At 53.3% G+C, this 11,530-nt stretch carries 11 protein-coding genes and 1 pseudogene; 4 read left to right on the top strand and 8 right to left on the bottom strand.

Annotated features, from left to right (window positions below):
- Positions 1-7: 7 nt before the first annotated feature.
- Together cobA and WA318_RS20170 are read right to left on the bottom strand one after the other, a co-directional pair.
- Positions 8-832 (bottom strand): uroporphyrinogen-III C-methyltransferase, encoded by an 825-nt coding sequence (gene cobA, locus WA318_RS20175; RefSeq protein WP_336084015.1) that lies wholly within the window; start codon positions 830-832, stop codon positions 8-10.
- Between the two features lie 73 nt (positions 833-905).
- The gene (locus WA318_RS20170; protein WP_336084013.1) at positions 906-2,630 is read right to left on the bottom strand and encodes a cytochrome D1 domain-containing protein; all 1,725 of its coding nucleotides are present in this window, start codon (positions 2,628-2,630) and stop codon (positions 906-908) included.
- A 200-nt stretch (positions 2,631-2,830) separates the two neighbouring features.
- Here WA318_RS20170 and WA318_RS20165 point away from each other — a divergent pair, with 200 nt between their 5' ends.
- From WA318_RS20165 to WA318_RS20150, 4 genes are all read left to right on the top strand, one after another.
- Positions 2,831-3,625, top strand: a complete 795-nt coding sequence (locus WA318_RS20165) for a sirohydrochlorin chelatase (RefSeq protein WP_336084011.1) — start codon at positions 2,831-2,833, stop codon at positions 3,623-3,625.
- The gene (locus tag WA318_RS20160) at positions 3,607-4,275 is read left to right on the top strand and encodes a Crp/Fnr family transcriptional regulator (RefSeq protein ID WP_114098082.1); all 669 of its coding nucleotides are present in this window, start codon (positions 3,607-3,609) and stop codon (positions 4,273-4,275) included. The genes WA318_RS20165 and WA318_RS20160 overlap by 19 nt, the downstream gene beginning before the upstream one ends.
- Before the next feature lie 107 nt (positions 4,276-4,382).
- Positions 4,383-5,123, top strand: a complete 741-nt coding sequence (locus WA318_RS20155) for a Crp/Fnr family transcriptional regulator (protein ID WP_181850236.1) — start codon at positions 4,383-4,385, stop codon at positions 5,121-5,123.
- Positions 5,101-5,796 carry a Crp/Fnr family transcriptional regulator gene (locus WA318_RS20150; RefSeq protein WP_181850238.1) on the top strand — a complete coding sequence of 232 codons (696 nt, stop codon included), beginning with the start codon at positions 5,101-5,103 and terminating at the stop codon, positions 5,794-5,796. Before WA318_RS20155 ends, WA318_RS20150 begins: the two co-directional genes overlap by 23 nt.
- A 65-nt stretch (positions 5,797-5,861) precedes the next feature.
- Here the strand turns inward: WA318_RS20150 and WA318_RS20145 are convergent.
- From WA318_RS20145 to WA318_RS20120, 6 genes and pseudogenes are all read right to left on the bottom strand, one after another.
- Positions 5,862-6,876: pseudogene (locus tag WA318_RS20145) on the bottom strand (NnrS family protein).
- Between the two features lie 96 nt (positions 6,877-6,972).
- Positions 6,973-7,902: an FAD:protein FMN transferase gene (locus WA318_RS20140; RefSeq protein WP_336084006.1), complete on the bottom strand. Its 930-nt coding sequence runs from the start codon at positions 7,900-7,902 to the stop codon at positions 6,973-6,975.
- 8 nt (positions 7,903-7,910) lie between these two features.
- Positions 7,911-8,513, bottom strand: coding sequence for a nitrous oxide reductase accessory protein NosL (locus WA318_RS20135; protein ID WP_336084005.1), 603 nt, complete (start codon positions 8,511-8,513; stop codon positions 7,911-7,913).
- Positions 8,510-9,331 (bottom strand): ABC transporter permease, encoded by an 822-nt coding sequence (locus tag WA318_RS20130; RefSeq protein WP_336084003.1) that lies wholly within the window; start codon positions 9,329-9,331, stop codon positions 8,510-8,512. The genes WA318_RS20135 and WA318_RS20130 overlap by 4 nt, the downstream gene beginning before the upstream one ends.
- Entirely contained in the window at positions 9,328-10,218 is an 891-nt protein-coding gene (locus WA318_RS20125) for an ABC transporter ATP-binding protein (protein ID WP_114098088.1), read from the bottom strand. The genes WA318_RS20130 and WA318_RS20125 overlap by 4 nt, the downstream gene beginning before the upstream one ends.
- Entirely contained in the window at positions 10,190-11,527 is a 1,338-nt protein-coding gene (locus WA318_RS20120) for a nitrous oxide reductase family maturation protein NosD (RefSeq protein WP_114098089.1), read from the bottom strand. The genes WA318_RS20125 and WA318_RS20120 overlap by 29 nt, the downstream gene beginning before the upstream one ends.
- Positions 11,528-11,530: the final 3 nt, after the last annotated feature.

Genomic DNA, 11,530 nt, shown 5'->3' with positions numbered 1-11,530 from the left:
TATGGTTTTATGCCGTTTTCGCATAGTGCAGGGCTTTGTCAGAAAGAACCGATATCGACTGATCGGTGTCATCAACCATGTATCTGGTAGCGGGCAGTGATAGCCGGTCAGCCAGTGACAGCACCCGTCCGATGACAATCATGCAGGGCGGGTTTACATGCATGCGGTCAAGGTCTGTACACAGATGATCAAGCGTGGTTTGAAAATGCCGCTGTTCCGGGGTGGCGCCATTTTCGATGATCATTGCCGGGGTGTTTCCCGAAAGACCGTGCTCCATCAGCTTGTTGGCGATGAGAGGCATTGTTTTTACCCCCATATAAATCGCAAGCGTCGTGTTGGGATCGGCCAATGATCGCCAGTCATGCGTTGGCATTGCGTCGGCCTGCATATGTCCCGTAACGAAACGGACACCGGTTGCCAGACCTCTGTGGGTCAGTGGCAGGTTCAGCTTGGCCATACATCCGGCTGCTGCTGTAATGCCGGGCACAACTTCAAAGGGAATTTCATGAAGGCTGAGATGCTCTGCCTCTTCGCCACCACGTCCGAAAATATAGGGGTCTCCCCCCTTTAAACGGACAATGTGTTGGTGGGAATGCGCCAGATGCACCAGCAATGTGTTGATTTCTGATTGTTTGAGGCTATGACGCCCGGTTGATTTGCCAACATAGATGCGTTCGGCAAACGGATTGACCAGATCAAGAATATCTTCGGAAACAAGCCGGTCATAAACGACAACATCCGCGCGGTCCAGAAGACGTGCGGCCTTGAGTGTCAGCAATTCCGGGTCTCCTGGCCCGGCCCCGACAAGATAGATGTATCCCGGTTTGCTCATGGCGGATTTTCCTTTTTACCGGATTGACCAGATGTGCAGAAATCCGGGGGCTTTGCAGCCCCCGGATACACGGTCAGTAGACGTCGTGCTGGGTGTTGTAGAGGTTGAATTTCCCGGTCGGGGTCACAAGACGATCATCCTTGATGACCTTCTTGAGCTTGCGGGTTTTGTCGTCAACGACAACGATAGCTGATTTCTCGGCTTTGCCGTTCCAGACAGAGAACCAGATTTCAGTTCCCTGCTTGTTGTATTCACCCTGAACGACACGTTTGGCGCCTTCACCGACATCGGCCCACTCTGCGATCGGGAGAATGTCATATCCGGCTTCAAGATCGTTGATGTTGAACACGGCAACCGACTGGTAGATTTCAGCATCCGAGTTCAGCGGCGTATCCACCCAAAGGTTGGTCGAATTCGGATGGGTCTTGATGAACAGGGAACCACCTCCTTGACCATCAATAGACGCTGCCATTTTCCAGGCACTGTCCGGGTGTTTTTCCGGGTCCGTTCCGATCAGGGCAATGGTTTCGTCGCCCAGATGGCTGGTAGCCCAGACCGGTCCGAGTTCAGGATGAACAAAGTTCGCCCCGCGCCCCGGATGCGGCGTTGTTCCGACTTCAACAAGTTTGGTCAGAACGCGGTCCTTGGTGTCGATCACCGCGACGGTGTTACGGGCGTTGGCTGCAACAAGGAAATAGCGGCCACTGGCATCGAATCCGCCGTCATGCAGGAAACGTTCTGCATCAATTGCGGTGACCTGCAGGGCATCCAGATTTTCGTAGTTTACCAGAAGAACCTGACCGGTCTCCTTGACGTTAACGACGAATTCCGGGTTGTAGTGCGACGAAACGATCGCTGCAACACGCGGTTCTGGATGGAATTCCTTCTCGTCGGTGGTCATGCCACGCGTCGATACGATTTCAAGCGGTTCCAGTGTTTCGCCATCCATGATCGTGAATTGCGGTGGCCAGTAGGAACCGGCAATGGCGTATTTGTCTTCCCATCCTTTCATCTTGGATGTTTCGACAGAACGTGCTTCAAGGCCAACCTTGATGGAGGCAACCACGATCGGGTCTTTCATCCACAGATCGATCATGTCGATTTTGGCATCGCGGCCGATCACGAAAAGATAACGTCCGGATGCTGATACGCGTGAAATGTGAACAGCGTAGCCAGTGTCGATTACATATTTGATTTTGTAATCGTTACCATCAATCAGGGCGATTTGACCCGCATCGCGCAATGTTACCGAGAACAGGTTCTCGATATCGAGATCATTCATCTTTTTGGTCGGACGCTGGTCAACCGGAACGATGACTTTCCAGCTTTCCTTCATTGCGGTCATACCCCATTCCGGGGGCTGCGGCGGGTCCTGCATGACATAGCGTGCCATGATATCGACCTGTTCTTCGGTCAGGTCACCCGAGGTGCCCCAGTTCGGCATCCCGGCTGGTGATCCATAGGTGATGAAATCACGAAGATAATCGTACCCCAAATCACGGGTCCGATCAGTTGTCAGTGCCGGTCCGGTTGCGCCATTGCGCAATACACCGTGGCACCCTGCACAGCGCTCGAAGAAAATCTTGCGCCCCTGATCGAATTCATCAGATGTCATGGTAGGCACGCCTTCATGAACACCGGGTTGATCCCCCGTGCTTGGAATGGATTCCAAGCTTGGTTCATAAGTACTTTCGCCTTCCGGATGTTTGTCCTGTGCAAAAGCCGCTGTTGTCAGAATAAGGCCAAAGCCAAATGCAAGCGGCGCTGCAGTACGTCTTAGTCGGGTTGTGAGTGTCATGCGTCCCTCCTTAGGAAAATGAAAGCCCTCGCTCCCGGCTGCGGAGAGTTTACCTTTCGAGGATGGTCAGCCTTGACGATGATCAAATAACCATACGGACATTATGGGTTTCGGTGGTTCGATCCTTGACCGGAATCAATACGGGACCACCAAAATCAAAGAAAATCGGGAAAAGAGAGATCAATTAATGAGGTGACGGCATGTTGATCCGTGATCCGGTTCTGATCATTGTTGCTCACGGAACGCAGCGATCAGGTGCATTGCCAGGAGAAGTCTTTCAGGGACGTTTGCAACAGCTCTTGCCGCATTTTGAGGTTCGGCTGGCATTCTTGCACAGCTCTCCGGATATTCAGGCTGTTCTGGAAGATGTTCTCAAGAACCAGCCGGCAGATATTCTTCTGTTCCCGCTTCTGTTTTCTCAGAGTATTGACACCGTCAATCTCTTGTCTCCGACGACAGAAAATATTGAAGGCAGTCGTGCTCAGATATTGCCCGCTGCCGGATGTTTGCCGGGGTTTGGCCGGATGCTGACTCATCGAGTAGTCGACTCGACCTTGCCCTTGAATGGTAAAGTCAGAAACCCTGCGGTTTTCTTGGTCTCGCACGGACGCAAAAGCGATAGGCGACCGGCGCGAAACTTCCTTGAAATCAGAAACGCAGTTGCCCGATCTCTTGGGCATAATGAAGTATATAACGTGCAGCTCGAAGGCTGTTTCCCGCTCGATCAGTGGCGGGAAAGGACGCAAAACCGCAAGGCTGTTTTCATTCCATTGATGGCGGGGGATGGCTTCCATTGCAGGGTCGATATTCCGGCTGCTGTTGATATGCGTCCAGACGAAAATCTCCGGATACTTTCTCCTGTTGGAACCTGGTGGGAACTGTCGGTATTGCTGGCCGAATATGTCAATCTTCGCTGGCTCGATGGTGGCTCTGAATATTCTGGGCCGATATCCCGCAAACTGACGAGGACGTGCAGATGTCTTGTCGAAAAATAACCAGTGCGGATATTGATCTGATCTCAAAAATTCCGGTGATGTCCGCATTTGCGCGCACCGAAATTCCGGCCATTGTCCGCGGCTCCTTTGTAACTATTTATCCGCATCGGGAACTGCTGTTTAGCGAAGGAGAAGACGCTGATCAGTTTTTCATTCTGTTAAAAGGGCAAGTGCGTCTGTTCCGGGTTCTTGATGATGGTCGGGTTCCCTTGTTCCATCTGGTCGGGCCAGGAGAATCCTTTGCCGAAGCGGTGGTACTGGCAGGTGTGCGTTATCCTGTCTCGGCCGAATGCGAGGCAGGATGCGAGATTGCGGCTGTCAGTCGCTCGCAATTGATCAGCCGTCTGAAGAATGATCGCTTCATGATTGGTCGAATGATGCAGTCCCTGATCGAGCGTGAGCGATTCTTCTTCAAGGAACTGAACGGTTTGCGGCAACTCAATCCATCGCAGCGACTGGCGGAATTTTTGCTTTCCCAGAATGATCAGCCACAGCATGTACCAAAACATGTGATTGCCAACCGGATCGGGGTGACGCCAGAGACCTTCTCTCGGGCATTACGGAAGCTTGAAGAAGACGGGCTGATCGCGCGCGACCCCAAAATGAGCATTCTTGATCTCGACCGACTGCAACAGTTCACCCGGCAGTAGATATTTTCGGTCGCCATATTGACTTGGAGCAAATCTAACCCCTCCATCAGATGTTAGATTGGTTCCAGTAAGTAACTCACTGCTCCGTTATCACCATGGACAATGCCATGACGAACGATATTGAGCGCATTTCGGGCGTCCTTCGCTTTGCGCGTTATTTCAGAACCTGGCCACAGGAAGATATTCTTGAGTTGGCAAGTCTATGCCAATGGGTTCGCCTTGATACCGACACTGCGATGATTACGGCAGGGGAACCTGCCTCGGCGCTTTATCTGATCGTCAATGGTCATGTCGAGCTGTCTTACAAGGACGGGGACGGCAAGGATGGCGTCATTGATCTTATGGGCGACGGACAGCTGGTCGGGGAATGCGCACTTGTCCCGGACGGTTATTATGCCGTGTCACTCCGAACGCTGGAGGCCACAACGGCGATTCGCATTGATGGCCTGGCATTCTCGGAATTCCTTTCGGCCCATTTCGACCGAGCCTTGACCATGATGTCTGCCATGACCGAGCGGTTGTGTCAGATGTTACGTCAGGCCGAAGAACTCAAATGTCGTTCTGCAGCTCAGCGATTGGGTATTTATCTTCTGGCGGATGCTGTCCCGATTGATGGCGTACATGAAACGCCGCTGACCATCGAAAAATCGGCCCTTGCGCGCAAGCTTGGCATGACGAGTGAAACCATTTCCCGGGCACTGAAAAAGCTTTCCGAAATGGGTGTGTCACAGCATTCCAATGGTCATATCATCCGGATTGCCGATGCTGAAATGCTTGCTGAATGGTGCGGTCTTTCCAGCAATCAGGGCAAAGAGGAGCAGGAAGATGCGTTCAAAGCCGCTGTCTGATTCCGACCGCGAAATCATGATGAATGTGCCGTTGCTTTTTGCCCTTGGTGAAGACCGCATTGAAGGTCTGATCGCGAGATGCAGGGTTGCATGTCATGCGCGTGGCGAACATCTTTTCCGTGCCGGTGATGTCGCAGAGAATTTCTATATATTGTTGTCCGGTCATTTGCGGCTTGTGAAAACGTCGCCGCTCGGGGAAGAAACCGTCATGCATTTTCTGACCCAGCCGGGCGCATTTGCCGAAGCGGTTTCATTTGCCGGTCGCCCCTATCCTGTGGATTGCGAGGTGATGGAAGATTGCGAGATTGTTGAAATTCCGCGCGCAGCCTATCTGTCTATATTGCGAAGTGCCCCGGATGTTCTGGGCGATGTATTGAGCGGTCTTCTGCGGTGGGAACGTTTCTTCCTTGAGGAAATCTACAAGATCCGCCACACACGACCATTACAAAGAATCGCATCCTTCCTGATCGATTTCGAAGAACGTAGTGGTGAACCTCTTGATGATCAGGGAGGCACAAGCTTCCCGGAAAAACGTCAGATCGCAAGCCGGATCGGCATCACACCCGAAACCTTTTCGCGTTCTTTACGGAAGTTGGAGGCATCTGGCGCAATTGCTGCTGGGCCTAAACTTCAAATTCTTGACCGTGCTGCGTTGATCGAACTGTCGCGCTAACAGGTTGCCAGAAGATCGGCATGGAGATGAGACATCAGGAGCGGATAGATACGTATCCGTCAGGATCAGTTTGTCTTTTTAAATCGCCATATAAGGGCGATCAATGTGAAGACAAATCCGGCAAATGCGAGTTCCCAAAGTAAGGCTGACATGACCAGGAGCTCAGTTGTGCCTGTATCCTGAATTGCCGCCATTCGGGTAAGGGAAGCAACCGCCACACAGGCGCAGGAAATACGCATCGAGACCGGCAAGCTAAGAGAAAAGCGAAACCGTTGTAAAACTGTGCGGCACATGACGGTGATGGAAAGTAGTGCAAAACCGCCGATCATTGCGCCATGAAATCCAATCAGCCCCTGTCGGCCAAGGATAAGCGTCAGGACAGAGTTAAAGCACAGTCCGACCGCCAGCATCGCGTATCCCAAATGCAAGGATGTCAGGTCAAAGCCATCAGCGACCAGCCAGACGCGCCAGTTCCAGAGACGACGCATGATGACCATCGCCGCCAGCAGCCCGAGCAGCGCGCTGAGGGGGGGCGGCAATTATGCGTCCCCCCATCAGGAACAGCAACACAATCAGCAACCATATCATTGCAAGCAAGGCTGTTTCTGAAAGGGCCCGGTTCGCAAGAATCCCGCCCGCCTGAAAAACGGCTTCGGAAGAAAGAAGTAGAAATATGATCAATCCGGGCAGGGCAGATTTCAGACGCTTGGCGGCACGGAAAAATGCAAGCCCGGCGTAAAAGAACAACAAGCCGAAGGTCGCAAGGTTTCCAAAGGCACCAAGATAAAGACCGGCCAGACCCGGGACAAAGATCGAAATACGGGCGACAAGCCAGAGCATGATCAGAAAGCGGATGGTTCGCTTTCCCGGCCGCGTTAGCAAATAGCCGCCCAGAACAAGTTGTCCGTAACCTGCCAGCAATTCATGACCATGCCAGAAATCCCGTTGCGGAACGGGCAAAAGGGTCAGGATTTCATCGCTGCCAGGAACCCAGAACAATAATTTTAGCGGAACAGCAACAAGGGCAAGCAACCCGGCCAGTATGAATAATGTGACAAAGTCTGTGCGGATTGTGCGCATATCATGCCTTACCAACCCGGCGAGAGGCAGGTTCCTTTGTTGCTATGCTGGGCTTCAACAGGCTGAGGTATCTCCAGGCAAGGGGAAATGCCCCGCCTAGACCAGTTTTGCAGCCGGAAACTGCCCAAGAAGGTGTGCGCATTCTTCATCATTCATCAGGCACATGGCCGTGCTTAATCCATCTGCGATGGCGGCCTTGGGCGCGGTGACCGTGATGCTTTGGCGACGCGCCTGTGCGGGCAGGCCGGAGCGGGGATCAAGAATGTGACCGATCAGGCCAGCCTGATCAAAAAACGTTCCGGTTGGCAACGAAGTGGCCAGAGCATTATCACGCAACATTTCCCGATCTTTTCTGATACCCGAACCGGTATCAATGGAAATCGGCCAGGGATTGCCGTCAGGATGGCCGCCAATTGCGTGAAATTCTCCGGTATTGACGAGCACGTTGGTCAGTCCGTTGCTGCGAAGCAGTGATGCAATCCGGTCGGCAACATATCCTTGGGCAATGCCGTTCAGGGTCAGGGCCATGCCAGGACGATCAAATGCAATCCGGTTTTCGGAGACCGACAGTTTTTCCCAGCCGGTCAGGGTAAGTGTGTCTTTGATCGCAGAAGTTTCAGGCCCGTGACCTTGCGCATAGCTTGTCGCATAGAGCTGCCACAACGGCTGTATCGTCGGATCGAAAAGCCCGTTGCTTGCACGGTTGATGGTGCCGCAAATCCCGAGGCATTCCAGAAGTTCGAATGGTGGGGTGTCAAGGATTCCTGTGCTGTTTAACCGGGAAAGTGTCGAGTTTTCGCGATAGAGGCTGAAAATATTTTCCAGTCTGTCGAGCTCCCGGGTCGCACCTGCAAGGATCTTGTCTGCATCAGGATGGGACAATGTGATCGATGCAGCAGCACCCATTGCGATCCCTTTCCAGCTTTGGACCGGAGTTTGCGCATGGGATATGGCAAAAGGCATGCTGCTGATTGCGCCAGCCGCAGCAGAAATGGTCAGAAACCGGCGTCGTGAAATAGCGGGCATGGCGGACCTCATTTTTTGCGAAGACTTTCAAGACGGCTGCGATAGTCGGTGTCTTCGGGCAGGTTTGCAGTTTCAGGGACGTTTACTGGTGCATCAGGGGTGGTGTTGCTAAAGACCAGCGCATCATCAACATCACCAAGCGTCATGACCTGACCCCCATATTGATCGGCAAAGGCCCGGGCATCGTCCTGGCTCGAAAAGGGAACAAGTTCCGGTGATCCCATCCCCCCGGCCATGCGCGATCCAACGACATAATGTGCCGACACCGCCGGTATCCAGTTCTGCTCCCCGACATTGTCCCAGTCGGTGGTCTTTGACATGTCCGTGACATATATGACGCGGATTTTATAATTCTGTTCGGGCATGCGTTCATAGGCAATGCCGTCGCGAACCTGACTGAAAAACAGGGGATAAGGCAGGCCTTCAAGATGAATTTGTGCCTTGGGGCCGGGATGTTCGAGAATATTCATCTGGCAAAAATGCCCAACTGATTCCTCGGTCATTGCTAGCGGGGGCGGCAGGGTTTCTGCAACCTGTTCCTGACAGGCAGCCAGTCCCAAAAGACCACCAGCGACCACAAGTACAGACAGGTTAAATTTGCGGGGTTTCATGGTGTAACCCTCCGAAACGCCAAGAGCGCGATACCGATGGCAGCAACCGGCCATGCCAGAATGGATATCAGGGCATGGACAGGCGGGATGCTGTTGGCGGCCCCTGCCAGTCCGGCGGCAGCCGCGGTCGCATCAGATGCGGCAAGGTTATATAAACGAAAGGCATCGGCGGGATTGCCAAGCAGTAACCACTGGAAATAGTCATTGGTAAAGGTGCCGCCATCATCTGCAACAATGGCAGCAAGAAGCCCAAGATCGTAAAGTACGATCAGAACAAGCCACAATCCAATGACCAGTCCGGCTGCGGCACCGGGCCGTCGTGCAAAGGCCGAAATCCCGTACCCGATACCGATAAAGGTCGCCCCAAGCAGAAGTGACGACCAGAACAGCCGCAGCAATGCCGGCAAACCCAGAACCGCATTCTGATCGGTCGCAACAGCCGCAATGGCTGCGATGCCGTAACCAGCCGCAATCGCAATGGCAAGGATGGCAAGATGTGCGGTGAATTTTCCCAGAACAAGCTCGCCGCGTTTGACGGGATAGGTCAGAACAAGGGGCAGGGTGCCACGTTCAATCTCACCGGCAATGGCGTCAAAGGACATCAAAAGCGCAACCAGTGGCACCAGATATACGGCAAGCGATGTCAGGCTTGCGACTGTGACGGAAAGCTTGTCTGCGCCAAGTGCGCCAGTCGGGGCACTTCCGGCGGCAGAAAGAACAAGTGAAAAAAGCACCATCATCGCGACGGAAATGGTAATCCAGCGATTGCGCAAGGCAATGATAAATTCGGTACGGGCCGATGCCAGAATGCGGTTCATGCGTCACCTCCCTTGCTGAAATGGCTGTAAATATCTTCCAGACTGGGCTGAATGACGTCGACATCCTCGATCAGGGAGCCAAGTGCGGAAATATCGCCAAGACGTGCGAGTTTTTCATCGGATCTGCAAACCAGATCGACCATCACCCCGTTACGGCGATCCCCCGAAAGCTTGCTGGCGACTTCATCGGCCTTGCCGACAGACGCAGAAACCTGCAAGCGGATCGGCAGGGATGCCTGCCGTCGCAAACTGGCCAGCGTGTCGTTTGCCACCATGACCCCGGATGAAAGAATAACGATACGGTCGGTTCTGGCTTCAACTTCGGTAAGGGCATGGGAAGACAGCAAAATGGCAGTCCCCTGAGCCGCAAGTTCATCAAGGATGACATAGAATTCCCGCCGCGAAACAGGATCCAGCCCGCTGGTCGGTTCATCAAGGATGAGAAGTCTGGGTTTACCGATCAAAGCCTGTGCCAGTCCGACACGTTGCCGCATACCTTTGGAATATGTGCCGATCCGTCGTTTTGCGGCCTGTGCCAGTCCGACGCGCTCAAGCAGCGGCATGGCCTGATTGGTGTTTTCGCCGCGCAGACGAAGATAGTAACAAAGCTGTTCATAACCGCTTAGCGCCGGGTGAAAGGCGGCATTTTCCGGAAGATATGCCGTGCCTGTTTTGGCGATATTGCTGCCGGGTTCGGTGCCAAGCACCTTTATCGTCCCCTTGTCGGCCGGAATAAGGCCGAGGATAATCTTCATTAAAGTCGATTTTCCTGCGCCGTTATGGCCAAGCAGAGCGACACGTTCACCGGCCGCGACGTCAAATCCGACCGCGTTCAGAACGGTATGATCATCGTAGCACTTAGTGACTTGCGAGAGGGTCAGACACATCTTCAGTCCTTTCACGCAGCCAAACAGGGTTGGTGCGAGCAGCCATTTCAAGTGTTGCGATCTTATCGGAAACGGGAATGTCTAATGGTTCCATCAACGGATAACTGTCGATGACGCCACCGGGCAGGGTTGCGGGAAAATGTGCCTGGCTCCACCGGATCAATTGCACGGCGGGTGACCCCAGCAACATTCCCGCTGCTGGTTGTGACCATAAAATATGGTCCATCAGATCGTTGGGACGGAACCGGCTATCGGCAATCCCGTTGCCATCAAGATCAAATGCCGGATGATCCGACCAGAAGTTTCCCTGCCCATCGAAACTCCATTCCACGTCGCGTGTGCCGACATATTTGACCTGGGTCTGATTGGCGACAAAGGCATTACCGGTAATGGCATTGCTTTCAGAACCGGCTGTAAAGTGAATGCCGATGCCGCATCCTTCAAATCGGTTGTCGCTGACCAGATTGCGATGGGCATTATAAAGGAACAGGCATTTTTCCCCGGTGCCGCGGACGAGATTTCCGACCAGATCGGCATTGTTGGTGTAATTCAGCATCAGCCCCTGATCACGGTCGGCAAGCGACATATTGTCGCGCACTGTGATCCGCTTTGAATACATCAGTGCAAAGCCAAGATGATTGCCAACCGATATGTTTCCCGACACTTCTGAATCGTGGGCATACATGTAATGCACGGCAAAACGCAGATCGCGCATCAGGTTGTTGCGGAATGTTCCGCGATTGGATGTGTTTACGAAAATGCCGTCACGACCATATTGAATGTCGTTTTCTTCGATCAATGTCCCGGGCGAATTCCAGATATAGATACCATTGCCGCGCGAATTCATTCGGTGATCACGACGCCCGACAATGATATTGGCACGAACGGTTGCGTTGCGGGCACCATGAACGTCGACACCATACAAGTTGCCCAGAAGCCGGTTTTCCTCGATCAGGATACGGGCAGCAGTGCGTTCAAGCTGAATGCCTGAATCAATGGTTTCATGTGACGATCCGGAGCCGATAACTTCAAGGCCACGAACGGTAATATCCTGTCCGGTGATCGTGATGACGCTACCGGTTTCATTGCCATTCAGTGTCGCCTTGTTCTGACCGTCAAGTGTGATCGGTTTGTCGAGTAATACCGGACCCTGATGTTGTCCGGGTTCAAGGACAAGCACATCGCCGGGGGCTGCCCCGGCGATGGCTGAAGCAAGCGCCCCGTTCGTTGCGGGCACGGATCGGGTTGCCGCAAAAACATTCAGCGGCAAGAAAATCAGGGCCAGTACTATCAGAACGGGACGCAACATGAT

It is taken from the genome of Thalassospira sp. CH_XMU1448-2 (assembly GCF_037027285.1).
GTDB lineage: Bacteria > Pseudomonadota > Alphaproteobacteria > Rhodospirillales > Thalassospiraceae > Thalassospira > Thalassospira profundimaris_C.
This window is presented reverse-complemented; position numbering and strand designations above follow the sequence as displayed.

Excerpts from the sequence above, each read along its gene's own strand:
- cobA (WP_336084015.1), bottom strand. The coding sequence starts at position 832 with ATGAGCAAACCGGGATACATCTATCTTGTCGGGGCCGGGCCAGGAGAC.
- WA318_RS20155 (WP_181850236.1), top strand. The coding sequence starts at position 4,383 with ATGACGAACGATATTGAGCGCATTTCGGGCGTCCTTCGCTTTGCGCGT.
- WA318_RS20165 (WP_336084011.1), top strand. The coding sequence starts at position 2,831 with ATGTTGATCCGTGATCCGGTTCTGATCATTGTTGCTCACGGAACGCAG.
- WA318_RS20150 (WP_181850238.1), top strand. The coding sequence starts at position 5,101 with ATGCGTTCAAAGCCGCTGTCTGATTCCGACCGCGAAATCATGATGAAT.
- WA318_RS20120 (WP_114098089.1), bottom strand. The coding sequence starts at position 11,527 with ATGTTGCGTCCCGTTCTGATAGTACTGGCCCTGATTTTCTTGCCGCTG.
- WA318_RS20125 (WP_114098088.1), bottom strand. The coding sequence starts at position 10,218 with ATGTGTCTGACCCTCTCGCAAGTCACTAAGTGCTACGATGATCATACC.
- WA318_RS20130 (WP_336084003.1), bottom strand. The coding sequence starts at position 9,331 with ATGAACCGCATTCTGGCATCGGCCCGTACCGAATTTATCATTGCCTTG.
- WA318_RS20160 (WP_114098082.1), top strand. The coding sequence starts at position 3,607 with ATGTCTTGTCGAAAAATAACCAGTGCGGATATTGATCTGATCTCAAAA.
- WA318_RS20140 (WP_336084006.1), bottom strand. The coding sequence starts at position 7,902 with ATGCCCGCTATTTCACGACGCCGGTTTCTGACCATTTCTGCTGCGGCT.
- WA318_RS20135 (WP_336084005.1), bottom strand. The coding sequence starts at position 8,513 with ATGAAACCCCGCAAATTTAACCTGTCTGTACTTGTGGTCGCTGGTGGT.
- WA318_RS20170 (WP_336084013.1), bottom strand. The coding sequence starts at position 2,630 with ATGACACTCACAACCCGACTAAGACGTACTGCAGCGCCGCTTGCATTT.